This is a genomic window from Variovorax endophyticus, from assembly GCF_025376855.1.
GTDB lineage: Bacteria > Pseudomonadota > Gammaproteobacteria > Burkholderiales > Burkholderiaceae_C > Variovorax.
This window is the reverse complement of record NZ_JAHUTH010000001.1, coordinates 131,571-148,077: the sequence shown is the minus strand read 5'-3', so window position 1 is coordinate 148,077 and position 16,507 is coordinate 131,571. Positions and strand designations below refer to the sequence as shown.

At 67.6% G+C, this 16,507-nt stretch carries 14 protein-coding genes and 1 pseudogene; all 15 read right to left on the bottom strand.

Features of this window, described 5'->3' with window-relative positions; genetic code table 11:
• Positions 1–8: 8 nt before the first annotated feature.
• The 15 genes and pseudogenes from KV106_RS00635 to KV106_RS00565 all read right to left on the bottom strand — a co-directional run bounded on the left by KV106_RS00635 (position 9) and on the right by KV106_RS00565 (position 16,474).
• Complete coding sequence (locus KV106_RS00635) at positions 9–947, bottom strand: glutathione S-transferase family protein (protein ID WP_261205665.1); 939 nt, start codon at positions 945–947, stop codon at positions 9–11.
• 36 nt (positions 948–983) lie between these two features.
• Entirely contained in the window at positions 984–2,633 is a 1,650-nt protein-coding gene (locus KV106_RS00630) for an isovaleryl-CoA dehydrogenase (protein WP_261205664.1), read from the bottom strand.
• 25 nt (positions 2,634–2,658) lie between these two features.
• Positions 2,659–3,675 carry an NADP-dependent oxidoreductase gene (locus KV106_RS00625; protein WP_261205663.1) on the bottom strand — a complete coding sequence of 339 codons (1,017 nt, stop codon included), beginning with the start codon at positions 3,673–3,675 and terminating at the stop codon, positions 2,659–2,661.
• Between the two features lie 94 nt (positions 3,676–3,769).
• Positions 3,770–4,231 carry a PaaI family thioesterase gene (locus tag KV106_RS00620; protein WP_261205662.1) on the bottom strand — a complete coding sequence of 154 codons (462 nt, stop codon included), beginning with the start codon at positions 4,229–4,231 and terminating at the stop codon, positions 3,770–3,772.
• Between the two features lie 4 nt (positions 4,232–4,235).
• The gene (locus KV106_RS00615; protein WP_057596408.1) at positions 4,236–5,033 is read right to left on the bottom strand and encodes an SDR family oxidoreductase; all 798 of its coding nucleotides are present in this window, start codon (positions 5,031–5,033) and stop codon (positions 4,236–4,238) included.
• A gap of 37 nt (positions 5,034–5,070) precedes the next feature.
• The gene (locus tag KV106_RS00610) at positions 5,071–5,373 is read right to left on the bottom strand and encodes a Dabb family protein (RefSeq protein WP_057596409.1); all 303 of its coding nucleotides are present in this window, start codon (positions 5,371–5,373) and stop codon (positions 5,071–5,073) included.
• A gap of 11 nt (positions 5,374–5,384) precedes the next feature.
• The gene (locus KV106_RS00605; protein WP_261205661.1) at positions 5,385–5,603 is read right to left on the bottom strand and encodes a hypothetical protein; all 219 of its coding nucleotides are present in this window, start codon (positions 5,601–5,603) and stop codon (positions 5,385–5,387) included.
• A gap of 14 nt (positions 5,604–5,617) precedes the next feature.
• Positions 5,618–7,471, bottom strand: coding sequence for an acyl-CoA dehydrogenase (locus KV106_RS00600; RefSeq protein WP_261205660.1), 1,854 nt, complete (start codon positions 7,469–7,471; stop codon positions 5,618–5,620).
• Positions 7,472–7,660: 189 nt separating this feature from the next.
• The gene (locus KV106_RS00595) at positions 7,661–8,836 is read right to left on the bottom strand and encodes an acetyl-CoA C-acyltransferase (RefSeq protein ID WP_057596412.1); all 1,176 of its coding nucleotides are present in this window, start codon (positions 8,834–8,836) and stop codon (positions 7,661–7,663) included.
• 37 nt (positions 8,837–8,873) lie between these two features.
• Positions 8,874–10,370: pseudogene (locus KV106_RS00590) on the bottom strand (M20 family peptidase); the annotation flags it as partial.
• Between the two features lies 1 nt (position 10,371).
• Complete coding sequence (locus KV106_RS00585; RefSeq protein WP_261205659.1) at positions 10,372–12,474, bottom strand: 3-hydroxyacyl-CoA dehydrogenase NAD-binding domain-containing protein; 2,103 nt, start codon at positions 12,472–12,474, stop codon at positions 10,372–10,374.
• A 254-nt stretch (positions 12,475–12,728) separates the two neighbouring features.
• Entirely contained in the window at positions 12,729–13,424 is a 696-nt protein-coding gene (locus KV106_RS00580; RefSeq protein WP_057596415.1) for an ABC transporter ATP-binding protein, read from the bottom strand.
• Between the two features lies 1 nt (position 13,425).
• A complete protein-coding gene (locus KV106_RS00575; RefSeq protein WP_261205658.1) occupies positions 13,426–14,202 on the bottom strand; it encodes an ABC transporter ATP-binding protein in 777 nt (258 codons plus the stop codon).
• Positions 14,203–14,205: 3 nt separating this feature from the next.
• Positions 14,206–15,516, bottom strand: coding sequence for a branched-chain amino acid ABC transporter permease (locus KV106_RS00570; RefSeq protein WP_057596417.1), 1,311 nt, complete (start codon positions 15,514–15,516; stop codon positions 14,206–14,208).
• 4 nt (positions 15,517–15,520) lie between these two features.
• Complete coding sequence (locus KV106_RS00565; protein ID WP_057596418.1) at positions 15,521–16,474, bottom strand: branched-chain amino acid ABC transporter permease; 954 nt, start codon at positions 16,472–16,474, stop codon at positions 15,521–15,523.
• Positions 16,475–16,507: the final 33 nt, after the last annotated feature.

The following is a 16,507-nucleotide window of genomic DNA, read 5'->3' as shown; positions in this document are numbered from 1 at the left end:
GCGGTTTTTCAGCCCTCGGCTTTCTTCAGCACGTAGCCGATGCGCGGGAAGTGCACGTGCACCCGGCCCGTGCGTTCGCCGTTGCGCTCCAGCGTGTAGTGGGTGCGCGTGGCCGCCACCAGGATGCCCGGCGTTTCCTCGAGCCCGAAGCTCTCGGCGCGCAAGGTGACGGCGCTGCCCAGCGGAATGCCGTGGTCGTCCTGGAAGGTGCTGTCGGTCAGCAGCGAATGCGGCGTCGCGGCCTTGGCCACGGCGATCGCTTCCTCCGCGCCGAACTTCTCGGGCGTGCCATGGCCGATGGCCGCCATGCGGTTCATCCAGTCGACCACCGCGGGCGTGAGGTCGAGGATGCCCTTGACCGCCTCGATGCGGCGCGTGTACCACAGCGGGTGGTAGGCCGAGAAGTCGGCGATGCAGGGCACCTCGCCGAGCAGGAAGGGCTTGTCGTCGAGCATGTCGGACAGCCGGCGCAGGTACGACTTGTAGGCGCTGGTGGCGTCGGCCGGACGCAGCCGCGTCATGTTGCCGGCGCTCATCTTCGCGCGGTCCTCGCCGAAGGCCTTGGCGGCCTCGGGCGGCGCCTTGGCGAACACCTCGGCCGCGCCCTTGGGCTGCAGGTTCCAGGCCATCGCGGCCCAGAACAGCGTGGTGTCGGCCCACTGCGCGAGGATGCGCGACATGCCCTTCTCGGGCTCGGGGTAGAGCGTGGGCGCGGGCTGCAGGTGCTCGAGCACGTCGGCGATCAGCGCGCTGTCGCAGTACATGTCGGCGCCGATCTGCAGGAACGGCGTCTTGCGGTAGCCGCCCGTGAGCACCTCCACGTCGGGCTTGGGCATGATCGGCGGGATGAAGACCGACTTCCACGGCAGCTGCTTGGCGCCGAGGATCAGGCGCACCTTCTCCGAGAAGGGAGAGGTGGCGTAGTGGTGCAGGATCAGATCGGCCATCGTGGTTTTTCCTTGTGAGAGGGAGACAGTGTTCTTCTAGACCGGCTGCGCGCGCCGCACGATCGCATCGAAATCGGTGCCCGCGCCCAGCGTGCCGAAGGCATGGCCCCAGTCGCCGCCCAGGCGCGAGGCGCAGAACGCGCCCACCACCGCCGACGGCGCGGTCTGCGCGAGCAGCGAAGCCTGCACGGCCAGCGCCACGTCCTGTGCCAGACGACGCGCCTCGACCTCGGAGGCCATCGCCTCGATGCGCGCGGGCAGCGCGTCGGCCAGGCGGTCGAGCGCCGCATGCTGGCCGCGCGCGGGCGCCAGTTCGTGCGCCAGCGCCGCCACCGCGTCGCCCTTGCGCAGGCCGCGCAGCAGGTCCAGCGCCATGATGTTGCCCGCGCCTTCCCAGATCGAGTTGAGCGGCATCTCGCGGTAGACGCGCGCCATCACGCCCTCGCCGCCCTCCTCCACGTAGCCGTTGCCGCCCAGGCATTCCATCGCTTCCTGGCCCAGCAGGCTGCCGCGCTTGCAGATCCAGAACTTGGCGACCGGCGTCAGCAGGCGCGCCATCAGTCGCTCGTGCTCGTCGGCGGGCCGGTCGAAGGCGCGCGCGAGGCGGATCGCGAGCGCGGTGGCGGCCTCGCTCTCGAGCGCCATGTCGGCCAGCACGTTCTGCATCAGCGGCTGCGCGATCAGCGGCTTGCCGAAGGCGCTGCGCTGCGCCGTGTGGTTCAGAGCCAGCGCGAGGGCCTGGCGCATCAGCCCGCTGGTGCCAAGCGCGCAATCGAGCCGCGTCATCGTGCCCATCTCGAGGATCTGCGGAATGCCGCGGCCCTCCTCGCCCACCAGCCAGGCGCTGGCGCCATGGAACTCGACCTCGGAACTGGCATTGGCCTTGTTGCCGAGCTTGTCCTTCAGGCGCTGGATGCGGATCGCGTTGCGCGTGCCGTCGGGCAGCACGCGCGGCAGGAAGAAGCAGCTGAGCCCGGTCGGCGCCTGCGCCAGCACCAGGAAGGCATCGCACATCGGCGCGGAGAAGAACCACTTGTGGCCCGTGATCTCGTAGCGCTCGCCCCAGCCGTCGCTGCCGGCGCGCACCGCCTTCGTGGTGTTGGCCCGCACATCGGAGCCGCCCTGCTTCTCGGTCATGCCCATGCCCATGGTCACGCCGGCCTTGTCGGCCACCGGCTTGAGCGCGGGGTCGTACACGAGGCTGCCGAGCTTCGCGCCCCAGTCGGCATGCACGGCCGCGTTGTCGCGCAGCGCGGGCGTGGCCGCGTAGGTCATCGAGATCGGGCACAGCATCGAGGGCTCGAGCTCGGTGAAGAGCATGAAGCCCGCGGCGCGCAGCACATGGGGCGACGCGGCCGCGCCGGGCTCGGCGCGCCATGGCGTGCCATGCAGGCCCGCACCCACCGCCGCGGTCATCAGCAGGTGGTAGCTCGGATGGAACTCGACCTCGTCGATGCGCCGACCGAAACGGTCGTGCGTGTGCAGCTCGGGCGTGTGCACGTTGGCCAGCCGCGCATGCGTCTGCATCTCGGCCGAACCGAGCGTTTCGCCCAGTTGCCGCAGCGACTCCGTCGGCAACTGTGGCGCATTGAAATTCAACGCATCGCGCAGGGGCCGGTGGGTGTCGAAGAGGTTGTAGCCGGCCAGTGGTGCCGGCTGGTTGAATACCTCGTGGGTCGCGTCCATGCCGGCTCCTTCGCGTTCTCTTCTCTCAGATCAGCTTGACGAGCTGCTTGCCGAAGTTGCGGCCCTTGAGCAGCCCCAGGAAGGCCTCGGGCGCGGCCTCGATGCCCTGCGCGATCGACTCGCGCGGCTTGAGCTTGCCGCTGCCCACCAGCGCGCCGAGTTCGGCCAGCGCCTCGGGCCACACCTCCATGTGCTCGCTGACGATGAAGCCCTCGACCTTGAGCCGGTTGATCAGGATCAGCGCGGGGTTCGCGAGCGGCAGCGGCTGGCCGTCGTAGCCCGCGATCATGCCGCACAGCGCCACGCGCGCGAAGGCGTTGGTGCGCAGCAGCACGGCGTCGAAGATGTAGCCGCCGACGTTCTCGAAATAGCCGTCGATGCCGTTCGGGCAGGCTTCCTTGAGCGCCGCGCTCATGGTCTTGACGTCGGGATGCTGGCGGTAGTCGATGCAGGCGTCGAAGCCCAGTTCGTCGGTCACGTACTTGCACTTGTCGGGTCCGCCCGCGATGCCCACCACGCGACAGCCGCGCGCCTTGGCCAGCGCGCCGAAGGCGCTGCCCACGGCACCGCTGGCGGCCGTGATGACCACGGTCTCGCCGGCCTTGGGCGCGATGATCTTGACCAGGCCGTACCAGGCGGTCACGCCCGGCATGCCGACCGCGCCCAGGTAGTGCGACAGCGGCACGTGGGTGGTGTCCACCTTCTTGAGCGCGCCGGGCTGCGAGGCATCGACCACGCTGTATTCCTGCCAGCCGCCGAAGCCCACCACCTTGTCGCCCACGGCGTACTTCGGGTGCTTGCTCTCGACCACCTCGCCCACGGTGCCGCCCTGCATCACCTGGCCCAGCGGCTGCGGCTGGGCGTAGCTCTTGGCGTCGTTCATGCGCCCGCGCATGTAGGGATCGAGGCTCATGTAGTGGTGGCGCACCAGCACCTGGTTGTCCTGGAGCGCCGGGGTTTGCGCGGTCACGAGCTTGAAGTTGCTCGCGACGGCTTCGCCCTCGGGGCGGTTGTCGAGGATCTGCTGCTTGTTGGTCGGCATGGTCGTGTCTCCTGGAAAGCTGGATGGCGGCGCGCGAGGCGCCTTCGGACTGCGGGCGGCGAAACGGGGTCCGCCGCCCTTGGACTGTTCGCCGTCAGTCGGTCGACGGCGGGCGCATCGCGTTGGCGCTCGCCGGGCCGGTCGGCAGCCGGCGCTTCACGTACTTGAAGGTGCCGGTGGCATGGGCGCACACGCGCTCCTGCTCGTCGTAGATCCTGGCCTCGGTGAAGGCCAGCGTGGCGGTGCGGTGGATCAGCGTGCCGCGCGCGCGCAGCGGGCCGACCGAGGGCTGCATGAAGCTGGTCTTCATCTCGATCGTGACCACGCCGGTCTCGGGCGTCACGCTGCGCGCGGCCGCGGCCATGGCGATGTCGAGCAAGGTCATGCAGGCGCCGCCGTGCGTCACGTCGAAGGTGTTGAGATGCTCGGGCTTGGCCGTGTAGCGGATCTCGGATTCGCCGTTCTCGAACTTCACGAGCTCGAAGCCCAGGTGGCGCGCGAACGGGATCTGGCTCGTGTACGAGCGGATGTTGATGTCGTCGGAGTCTTGGGTCATTGCTTCAGGCCGCGCCCAGGACCACGCTCACGCCGCCGTCGACCGCCAGCCACTGGCCGGTGATGTGCTTGCCGGCATCGCTCGCGTACAGCAGCGTCAGGCCCTTCAAGTCTTCGTCGTCGCCCAGCCGGCCCAGCGGCGCCTGCGCGGCCATCTTCTCCTCGCCCAGCGACTTGATCAGGCCGGCCGCCATCTTGGTCATGAAGAAGCCCGGGCAGATCGCGTTGACGGTGATGTTGTACTTGCCCCATTCGGCCGCCAGCGTGCGCGTGAAGCCGATCACCGCGGTCTTGGAGGTGTTGTAGGCCAGGGTCTGCATCTCGGGCGGGTTGCCGTTGAGGCCCGCGATCGAGGCGATGTTGATGATGCGGCCGCTCTTCTTCGGGATCATGTACTGGTTGGCCACGTGCTGCGACAGGATGAAATAGCCGCGCACGTTGAGGTTCATCACCTTGTCCCAGGCCTCGACCGGATGGCTTTCGGCCGGCGCGCCCCAGCTCGCGCCGGCGTTGTTCACGAGGATGTCGATCGCGCCCAGGCGCTGCAGGGTCTCCTCGGCCAGGCGGCGGGTGTCCTCCTCCTTCGCGCAGTCGGCGGCGATCCAGCGCGCGTCGATGCCGGCGGCCTGCAGCTCGGCCGCGGCCTGCTCGAGGTCCTCGGCCTTGCGCGAGCTCAGCATGATCTTCGCGCCGGCCTCGCCGAGCGCATGGGCCATCTGCAGGCCCAGGCCGCGCGAGCCGCCGGTGATGAGCGCGGTCTTGCCGCGCAGGTCGAACAATTGCTGGGTGGTGCGGGTGGTCATGGGGATGTCTCCGGAGGTCGGTGGTGTTCGGGGAATGTCAGATCTCATAGTCCATGCACTGGCGCGCTTCGCGCACGGCGCCGATGAAGGGCTTGAGCGCGACGTGCTGCGGATGCTCGGCATAGGCCGCGAGCGCGGCGGCATCGGTGAATTCCGAATTGAGGATCAGGTCGTAAGTGGCTTCCAGGCCCGGCTGGGCCAGCGCGACCTCGAAGCGCACGGTGCCCGGCGACAGCGTCGCGCAGGCCTCGAGCAGCGCCTTGGCCTTGGCGAGGTTGGCGGCCTTGTCGGCGCCCTCGGCGTGCGCCTTGAACTTCCACATCACGATGTGCCTGAGCATGGCCTCGCTCCTTACCGGTCGTTCATGCGCGAGCGCACGTAGATCAGCACGAAGCCCACGACGGTCGCGATGCCGCCGGGCACGGCCATGGCCCAGCCGGTGGCCGGCTCGGTGCGGCCGGTGGCGATGCCGAGGATGACGAGGAACAGGCCGCCGTAGATCAGGATCCAGATCCACTTCTCGAGCGTGGCATGCGGTTTGGGTGGCTTGGCGGGAGTGGGAGGGGTCATGGCAATGGCAGGCATCAGAATGCCTCTTCGGGCAAGGCGGTACAGGTCGGATCGCGGCTCTCGACCACGTTGAGCCAGGCGCCGTTCTTGGGCAGCTCGTAGTGGAAGAAATAGCGCGCGGCCGCCATCTTGCCAGCAGTCGCGGGCGCGGCCTGCGCCGGGTCGAGTTCGAGCGCGCGCTGCGCCACGTCGAGCCACAGCCAGGCCAGCACCGTGTGGCCGAAGGCCTGCATGTACGGCACCGCGTTCACCAGCGCCTCGGCCGGGTCGCCGGTGGACCAGGCGGCCTCGGTGGCGCTGCCCACGCGCTGCAGCGCCTCGCCCAGCGCCTTGGCATGGGCGGCGAGCGCGGGCGCCTTGGCGGCGCGGCCGATGGTCTCGGTGATGCGGCCCGCCAGCAGCTGCAGGCCGCGGCCCTTCTCCATCAGCACCTTGCGACCCAGCAGGTCGGCCGCCTGGATGCCGTGCGTGCCCTCGTGGATCATGTTGAGGCGGTTGTCGCGCCAGTACTGCTCGACCGGGAAGTCGCGCGTGTAGCCGTAGCCGCCATGGACCTGGATCGCGAGCGAGTTGGCCTCGAGGCACCATTCGCTGGGCCAGCTCTTGGCGATCGGCGTCAGCACTTCCAGCAGCAGCCGCGCGTCGTCGGCGGCCTGCTCGCTGCCGGTCTTCTGCTCGTCGACCAGCCGCGCGCAGTACAGCTCGAGCGCCAGCGCGCCCTCGCAATAGGCCTTCTGCGCGAGCAGCATGCGGCGCACGTCGGCGTGCTCGATGATGCGCACCTGCGGGCCGGCGGAGTCCTTGACCACCTTGGCCTCGCCGCCCTCGGGCTTCTTCACGAGGCGGCCCTGCGGCCGGCTCTTCGCGTAGTCGAGCGAGGCGTGGTAGCCGGCCATGCCGAGCATGGTGGCGGCGGTGCCGACGCCGATGCGTGCCTCGTTCATCATGTGGAACATGCAGTGCAGGCCCTTGCCGGGCGCGCCGACCAGGTAGCCCACCGCGCCGGCCTTGCCGCCGACCGGGTACTTGCCTTCGCCGAAGTTCAGCAGCGTGTTGGTGGTGCCGCGCCAGCCCAGCTTGTGGTTGAGGCCCGCGAGCGCCACGTCGTTGCGCTCGCCCGTGAGTTCGCCCTGCGTGTCCACCATGCGCTTGGGCACGATGAACAGCGAGATGCCGCGCGTGCCCGGCACCAGCTTGCCGTTCTCGTCGGGAATCTTGGCGAGCACGATGTGCACGATGTTCTCGGTCAGCTCGTGGTCGCCCGAGGAGATCCACATCTTGTTGCCCGTGAGCCGGTAGCGCGGGCCCAGCGGATCGTCCTGGAAGCCCTCGCCATCGGGCACCGCGCGCGTGGCCACGTCGCTCAGCGAGGAGCCGGCCTGCGGCTCCGACAGGCACATGGTGCCGGCCCAGCGCCCGGAGAACTCGTTCTTGGCGAACACCTCCTTCTGTGCATCGGTGCCGTGCACCATCAGCAGGTTGGCGTTGCCGCTGGTCAGCATGTTCGAGCCGATGCTCACCGAGGCCATCGCGAAGAAGCTGTTGGCCGCGGCCTGCACCGTGTAGGGCAGCTGCATGCCGCCGATGTCGTAGTCCTGCGCCGCGCTCATCATTCCCGATTCGACGAAGGCCTTGTGCGCGTCGTGCGTGGCCTGCGGCAGGATCACCTTCTCGCCGTCGAAGTGCGGCTCCTGCGTGTCGACGGTGCGGTTGAACGGCGCGTACTTCTCGCGCGCGATGCGCTCGCAGGTGTCGAGCACCGCGTCGAAGGTCTCGCGCGAGTGGTCGGCGAAGCGTTCGCGCGCGGCCAGCGTTTCGGCATGCAGCCAGTCGTAGAGCAGGAAATCGAGGGTGGGACGCAGGCTCATGATGAGTTCCAGGAAAGCGGGATCAGGGTCGGGATCGGGATCGGACAGCCGAACGCAGAAGGCGCGGAAACCAAGAAAAAGTCGCAGAGAAAAACCAATGAAAAAATTTTGGTTTCTCTTCTGCGACTTCTGCGTAACCTTCGCGACTTCTGCGTCCGGAAGTCCGAATTCAGCGGTTCAGGACAATGCTCAGATCACCTCGAACACGCCCGCGGCACCCATGCCGCCGCCGATGCACATCGTGACCACGACCTTCTTCGCGCCGCGGCGCTTGCCTTCGATCAGCGCGTGGCCCGTGAGGCGCTGGCCGCTCACGCCGTAAGGGTGGCCCACGGCGATGGCGCCGCCGTCCACGTTGAGGCGGTCGGCCGGGATGCCGAGCTTGTCGCGGCAGTAGATCACCTGCACCGCGAAGGCTTCGTTGAGCTCCCACAGGTCGATGTCGTTGACCGTCAGGCCCAGGCGCTTGAGCACCTTGGGGATCGCGAAGACGGGGCCGATGCCCATCTCGTCGGGCTCGCAGCCCGCCACCGCGAAGCCCAGGAAGCGGCCCAGCGGCTTCAGGCCCTTGCGCTCGGCGTACTTCTCGTCGACCACCACGCAGGCGCCGCCGCCGTCCGAGAACTGGCTGGCGTTGCCGGCCGAGATCAGGCCGCCGGGCAGCGCCGAGCGGATGCCGCTGATGCCTTCCTTGGTCGTGCCGGGGCGGATGCCTTCGTCGTTCTCGATCGTGACTTCCTTGGTGCGCAGTCCCAGCACCGGGTCGGCCACGCCGGCCAGCACGGTGATCGGCGCGATCTCGTCCTTGAAGCGGCCGGCTTCCAGCGCTGCCGTGGCCTTCTGCTGGCTCGCGGCGCCGTATTCATCCATGGCGTCGCGGCCGATGTTGTAGCGCTTGGCGACCTGCTCGGCCGTCTGCAGCATGTTCCAGTAGATCTCGGGCTTGTGCTTCACCAGCCAGGGGTCGGCCAGCATGTGCTTGTTGGCTTCGTTCTGCACGCACGAGATGCTCTCGACGCCGCCGGCCACGTAGACGTCGCCCTCGCCCGCGATGACGCGCTGGGCGGCGGTGGCGATGGTCTGCAGGCCCGAGGAGCAGAAGCGGTTGATGGTCATGCCCGAGGTGGTGATCGGGCAGCCGGCGCGCAGCGCGATCTGGCGCGCGATGTTCGAGCCGGTCGCGCCCTCGGGCGTGGCGCAGCCCATGATCACGTCGTCGACCTCGGCGGCCTCGATGCCGGCGCGAGCGATCGCGTGCTGCACCGCATGGCCGCCGAGCGTGGCGCCGTGCGTCATGTTGAAGGCACCCTTCCAGCTCTTGGCGAGCGGCGTGCGGGCGGTGGAAACGATGACGGCGCTGGTCATGGTGAGGTCCTTTTCGAAGATGGAAGGGAAAGCCGGGTTACTGGGACTGCGCGCCGGAAGCGTTGCGCAGCAGCTGCTGATAGAAGCCGATCATCTCGCCGTAGTTCGAGATCGCGAGGCGTTCGTTGGTGCCGTGGAAGCGCGCGAGGTCCTCGTTCTTCATGCGGAAGGGCGAGAAGCGGAACACCGCGTCGCTCAGGATCGAGAAGTGGCGCGAATCGGTGGCCGCGGTCATGAGGCCGGGCGCGACGATGGCGTCGGGGAAGGACTGGCGCACCGAGCGCTCGATGGTGCGGTAGCCGGCGCTGTCGGTCGGCGAGACCGGCGAGGCCTCGGAGTTGCCGGGGTAGCGCTTGATCTTGATCTCGTCGTCGCCCAGCTGCTTGCGCAGGTGGGCCTCGACGCTGTCGATGGTGTCGCCGGGCAGCACGCGGAAGTTGACGGCGGCCTCGGCGCGGCCGGGCAGCACGTTGTCCTTGTTGCCGGCGCGCACGATGGTCAGCGCGGTGGTGGTGCGCAGCATCGCGTTGCTGCTCGGGCTCTTCTGCAGCTGGCCTTCGACCAGCGGCGCCGTGAGCCAGAGGTTGGACAGCATCACGCGGTTGATGCCGCTCATCTCGGGCGCGAGCGTGCCGAACATCTGGCCGGCCACGCCCTGGATGCCGCCGGGCATCGGGTTCGCCTCGAGGCGCGCGAGCGCAGCGCTCAGGCGGCCGATCGCGCTGTGCGCGGGCGGCATCGACGAGTGGCCGGGCGCGGTGTCGAGCGAGAGGAAGAAGGTGGCGTAGCCCTTCTCGGCCAGGCCGATCAGCGCCGCCGGCTTGCTCAGGCCCGGCAGCACGCCGTCGAGCACCAGCAGGCCCTCGTCGAGCACCCAGTCGAGCTTCACGCCGCGCGACTGGAGCAGTTCGGCGATCGGCAGCGCGCCGCGCAGGCCGCTGACCTCCTCGTCGTCGCCCATCGCGAGGTAGACGGTCTGCTTCGGCTGGAAGCCGCTCGCGAGCAGCAGCTCGATGGCTTCCATCTGCGCGAACAGGTTGCCCTTGTTGTCGAGCGTGCCGCGGCCCCAGACGAAGCCGTCCTTGATCTCGCCGCCGAAGGGATCGACGCTCCAGGCCTTCTCGGTGCCCGGCGCGATCGGCACCATGTCCTGGTGCGCCATCAGCGCGATCGGCTTGGCCTGCGGATCGCTGCCGGTCCAGGTGTAGAGCAGCGCCTTCTGGCCCACGACCTCGCGCTTGAGCGTGGCGTGGACCTTGGGAAAGTTCTGTTCGAGGTAGGCATGCAGCCGGTCGAACTCGGCCAGGTTGGCGGCCGGGTCGTCGAGGCTGGACACCGTGCGAATGGGGATCGCGCCCGCGAGCCGCTTCGCGGCGGCCTGCAGGTCGATCTCGGGCTTGGGGGCCGGCGCCACCGCGAGCTGGCGCGATGGCGTGGTCCAGGTCTTGACCGCCACGGCCGCCGCCAGCGCGACGAGCACCAGCAGCAACCCCAGGAAGATGCGTTTCAGCATGGGCGGTCGGGTTCCCGGACGATCAACCGAAGGACTTGCCTTCGGCCACCAGCTTCTGGATCAGCGGCGCGGGCTGCCAGAACTCGGCGTCGTCGCGCGGGTTCTTCGCGAAGCGCTTCATCGTCTCGGCCACGTTGTACAGGCCGACCTGCGAGGCGTAGTGCATCGGGCCGCCGCGCCAGATCGGGAAGCCGTAGCCCGTGAGGTAGACCATGTCGATGTCGCCCGACTTGGAGGCGATGCCGTCTTCCAGGATGTGCGCGCCTTCGTTGACCAGCGCGTACACCAGGCGCTGCACGATCTCCTCGTCGGAGATCTTGCGCGGCGTGATGCCCAGTTCCTTGCGATGGTCCTCGATCATCTTGTTGACGAGCTCCGACGGGATCGCGTCGCGCTTGCCGGCCTGGTAGTCGTACCACCCTGCCCCGGTCTTCTGGCCGAAGCGGCCCAGTTCGCAGAGCTTGTCGGCCGTGCGGCTGTACTTCATGTCGGCGCGCTCGACGGCACGGCGCTTGCGGATCGCCCAGCCGATGTCGTTGCCGGCCAGGTCGCCCATGCGGAACGGGCCCATCGCGAAGCCGAACTTCTCGATCGCCTTGTCGACCTGCTGCGGCGTCGCGCCCTCGTCGAGCAGGAAGCCGGCCTGGCGGCTGTACTGCTCGATCATGCGGTTGCCGATGAAGCCGTCGCACACGCCCGAGACCACCGAGGTCTTCTTGATCTTCTTGCCGATGGCCATGACCGTGGCGAGCACGTCCTTGGCGGTCTGCTTGCCGCGCACCACCTCGAGCAGCTTCATCACGTTGGCGGGGCTGAAGAAGTGCATGCCGACCACGTCCTGCGGACGCTCGGTGAACGATGCGATCTTGTCGACGTCGAGCGTCGAGGTGTTCGAGGCCAGGATCGCGCCCTTCTTGGCGACGCGGTCGAGTTCCTTGAAGACCTTCTCCTTGACGCCGATCTCCTCGAACACGGCTTCGATGATCAGGTCGGCGTCCTTCAGGTCGTCGTAGTTCAGCGTGGTGCTCAAGAGCGCCATGCGCTGCTCGTACTTGTCCTGCTTGAGCTTGCCCTTCTTGACCTGGGCTTCGTAGTTCTTCTTGATGGTGGCGATGCCGCGGTCGAGCGCTTCCTGCTTCATCTCGAGGATCTTCACGGGGATGCCCGCGTTGAGGAAGTTCATCGAGATGCCGCCGCCCATGGTGCCGGCGCCGATCACGCCGACCGTCTTGATCTCGCGCTTGGGCGTGTCCTCGGGCACGTCGGGAATCTTCGAGGCGGCGCGCTCGGCCATGAACAGGTGGCGCAGCGACAGCGACTCGGGCGTGAACATCAGCGCGGTGAACAGGCGGCGTTCCTCGGCCATGCCCTCGTCGAACTTGAGCTTGGTCGCGGCCTGCACGGCGTCGATGCACTTGAGCGGCGCCGGATAGTTCTTCGACATGCCGCCGACCATGTTCTTGGTGAACTGGAAGTAGGCATCGCCCTGCGGGTGCTTGCACGGCAGGCTGCGCACCAGCGGCAGCTCGCCGCCCTTGGCGGCCGCGGCCTTGGCGAACTCGACGGCTTCGTCGAACACGGTCTCGGGCGAGGCGGCCAGCTTGTCGAACAGCTTCTGGCCCGGCAGGCTCGCGAGCAGTTCGGACTTCACGGCCTCGCCGCTCACGATCATGTTGAGGGCGGTCTCCACGCCGAGCACGCGCGGCAGGCGCTGCGTGCCGCCGGCGCCGGGCAGCAGGCCCAGCTTGACTTCGGGCAGCGCAACGTTGGTGCCCGGGGCCGCGACGCGGTAGTGGCAGCCGAGCGCGAGCTCGAGGCCGCCGCCCATGCACACCGAATGGATCGCCGCGACGATCGGCTTGGTGGCGGCTTCGAGCGCGAGGATCACGCTCAGCAGGTTGGGTTCCTGCAGCGCCTTGGGCGTGCCGAATTCCTTGATGTCGGCGCCGCCCGAGAACGCCTTGCCGGCGCCGGTGATGACGATGGCCTTGACGGCATCGTCGGCATGGGCCTTCGACAGGCCGTCGGTGATGCCGATGCGGGTCGAGAAACCGAGACCGTTGACCGGGGGATTGGTCAGGGTGATCACGGCGACATCGCCGAGCACTTTGTATTCAGCCGTCATGCTGCGTTCCTTGGTGTGTGATGAGAAAAAAGAAAAAGCACGAGTGTTCTTTTTCCGGGGATTTTAGGCCTTTGGCGCGGCGCAACAATGGCACGCAGTCGCTGGAGGGACAAGAGCAAGAAAGCGGGTTCAGAACGCAGAAGTCGCGAAGATGCGCAGAAGCCGCAGAAGGGAAACCCAAAAATGGTATTCCCTTCTGCGACTTCCGCGCTACTTTGGTTTTTCTTCTGCGTTCGGCTGCCCGATCCCGCTCCTCAGACCTCGAGCCACTCCTTGCGCGTCGATCCGTCCGCGCGCAGGCTCGCCGGCGTGCCGTCGAAGACGATGCTGCCATGGCCCATGACGAGCGCGCGATCGGAGATCGCCATCGCGATGGTGAGCTTCTGCTCGATCAGCAGCACCGAGATGCCCTTGTCCTTGAGCGTGCGCAGGTACTGGCCAACGAGCTCGACGATCTTGGGCGCGAGGCCCTCGGTGGGCTCGTCGATGATGATCAGGTCGGGGTCGCCCATCAGCGTGCGGCACAGCGTGAGCATCTGCTGCTCGCCGCCCGAGAGCACGCCGGCCTCGGTGTGCTGGCGCTCCTTCAGGCGCGGGAACATGGCGTACATGTCGTCGAACTGCCAGCGGCTGCCCTTGCCGCTGCCCTTCTGCCCCAGCAGCAGGTTCTGGTGCACCGTGAGCTTGGGGAAGATGTCGCGGTTCTCGGGCACGTAGCCGATGCCCAGGTGGGCGATCTCGTAGGCCTTCTTGCGCAGGATGTCCTGCTCCTTCCAGCGCAAGGTGCCCTCGGCATGCACCAGGCCCATGATGGCCTTGGCGGTGGTCGAGCGGCCCGAGCCGTTGCGGCCCAGCAGCGCGACGATCTCGCCGGGCTGCACGTCGAAGGAAACGCCATGCAGCACATGGCTCTTGCCGTAGTAGGCGTGGATGTCGTGAAGCTTCAGCATCTCAGTGTCCCGCTCCCTGTGCATCGGCGACCGACGAACCCAGGTACGCCTCCTGCACGCGCGCATTGGCGCGCACCTCCGCGGGCGTGTCGAAGGCGATCACCTCGCCATACACCACCACCGCGATCTTGTCGGCCAGGCCGAACACCACGCCCATGTCGTGCTCCACCGTGAGCAGGGTCTTGCCGGTGGTCACGTGCTTGATCAGCGCGATGAAGTGCGAGGTCTCGGTCTTGCTCATGCCGGCCGTGGGTTCGTCCAGCAGGATCACGCTGGCGCCGCCGGCGATGGTCACGCCGATCTCGAGCGCGCGCTGCTCGGCATAGGTGAGGTTCACCGCGTGCACGTCGCGCTTGCGTTCCAGGCCGATCTGGCGGATCAGTTCCTCGGTGCGCGCATTGGCATCGTCGAGGTTCGAGAGGAAGCGCAGGAAGGTGTACTTGTAGCCGAGGCTCCAGAGCACGCCGCAGCGCAGGTTCTCGAACACGCTGAGCTTCGGGAAGATGTTCGTGATCTGGAAGCTGCGCGCGAGGCCCAGCCGGTTGATCTCATAGGGCTTCCTGCCATCGATGCGCTGCCCGTTGAGCAGCACCTCGCCGCTGGTGGGCGCGAGCCGGCCGCTGATCAGGTTGAACAGCGTGGACTTGCCCGCGCCGTTCGGCCCGATGACGGCCACGCGCTCGCCGGCCTTCACCGCGAGGTCCACGCCGCGAATGATCTCGGTCTTGCCGAAGTTCTTTCGCAGCGCCTTGAGTTCCAGTGCGTATTCAGCGCTCATGTGTTACGCCGCCTCCCGACGCTTGATTTCCGTTTCGATCTCTTCCTGCGCCTGGCCCCAGACCCGCACGAAGCGGCGCCGCGCGACCTCGAGCGCGCCCAGGCCGACGGCCAGGATCGCGACCGCGCCGAGCCAGCTGCCCGTGCCCGCGGTATTGAGCGAGACGCCGAAGAAGTTGAGGCTCGGGCCCATCGCCGCGTTGAGCTGGATGTGGTAGATCATCTCGATCAGCGCGGCCGCGCCGATCACCACCGGCACCAGCGCCGCGGCGAGCGCGAGGTAGAGCCACCAGAAGCGGCCGAACTTGCCGAACTTGGCCACGCGCAGGTTCATCATGATCAGGCTCGCGATGCCGCCCGGGGCGAACATCACCATGAACACGAACACCAGCCCGAAGTAGAGCTGCCAGGCCTTCGAGAGCTCCGACAGCAGGATCGAGGCGAACACCAGCAGCACCGCGCCGATCATCGGGCCGAAGAAGAACACCGCGCCGCCGAGGAAGGTGAACAGCAGGTAGCCGCCCGAGCGCACCGCGTTGAGGCTGTCGGCCGCGTTCACGATCTCGAAGTTGATCGAGGCCAGGCCGCCGCCGATGCCGGCGAAGAAGCCCGCGATGATGAACGCGAAGTAGCGCACGCGCTGCGTGTTGTAGCCGATGAATTCCACGCGCTCGGGGTTATCGCGCACCGCGTTGAGCATGCGGCCCAGCGGCGTGCCGGTGAAGGCGAACATCAGCGCGGTGCACACGAAGCAATAGAACGCGATCAGGTAGTAGACCTGGATCTGCGGCCCGAAGGTCATGCCCAGGAAGGGCGTGCCGTAGACGCGGTCGGTGGTGATGCCGCCCTCGCCGCCGAAGAAGCTCGGGAACATCAGCGCCATCGCGGCCACCAGTTCGCCGATGCCCAGCGTGATCATCGCGAAGGTGGTGCCCGACTTCTTCGTGGTGACGAAGCCCAGCAGGATCGCGAAGAACATGCCCGCGAGCCCGCCCACGAGCGGGATCAGCACCAGCGGCACCGGCACCGCGCCCTTGCTCGCGAGGTTCATCGTGTGGATCGCGATGAACGAGCCCAGGCCGACGTAGACGGCATGGCCGAAGCTCAGCATGCCGCCCTGCCCCAGCAGGATGTTGTAGCTCAGGCAGATGATGATGAGGTAGCCCATCTGCGAGAGCATGGTCAGCGCCAGGCTGCTCTTGAACAGGTGCGGCGCGACGATCAGGGCGATGGCGAACAGCGCCCAGATCAGGTAGCGCCCGATGTTCCAGGGCTTGAAGCGGTAGTAGCGGGAAGCTTGCGTGGTCGATGTCATGGCGTCAGTCCTCCCGGGTGCCCAGCAGGCCCTTGGGCCTGAAGATCAGGATGAGGACCAGGAACAGATAAGGCAGGATCGGCGCGACCTGCGAGATGGTGAGCTTGAGCAGCTCGTAGCCAAAGGTCTGCTCGCTGACCGCCACGCCCAGCGCCTGCAGCCCGCCGGCCAGCGACTGGTCCATGGCGACCGCGAAGGTCTGGATCACGCCGATCAGGAGCGAGGCCAGGAAGGCGCCCGCCAGCGAACCCATGCCGCCGACCACCACCACCACGAAGATGATGGAGCCGACCGAGCCCGCCATCGCCGGCTCGGTGACGTAGGTGTTGCCGCCCACCACGCCCGCGAGGCCCGCGAGCGCGGCACCGCCGCCGAACACCAGCATGAACACGCGCGGCACGTTGTGGCCCAGCGCCTCGACCATGTCGGGATGCTTGAGCGCGGCCTGGATCACGAGGCCGATGCGCGTGCGCGTGAGCAGCAGCCACACCGACACCAGCATCAGCACCGCCACCAGCATGATGAAGGAGCGCGACTTGGGGAACTGCGTGCCGTAGAGCGAGAACAGCGGGCCCTGCAGCTGCGCCGGCAGGCCGTAGGGCACGGTCGAGCGGCCCCACACCAGCTGCACCAGTTCGAGGATCAGGTAGGAAAGACCGAAGGTCACGAGCAGCTCGGGCACATGGCCGAACTTGTGCACGCGCCGCAGGCAGTAGCGCTCGAAGCCCGCGCCCAGCGCGCCCACGAGCAGCGGCGCGAGGAACAGCGCCGGCCAGAAGCCGATGATGTTCGACAGCGTGTAGGCGATGTACGCGCCCAGCATGTAGAAGCTGGCGTGCGCGAAGTTGAGCACGCCCATCATGCTGAAGATCAGCGTGAGGCCGGAGCTCAGCATGAACAACAGCAGGCCGTAGCTCACGCCGTTGAGCAGCGAGATGACGAAGAATTCGACGTTCATCGGTCTTTCGGATCACATGAAAAAGAAAAAGGC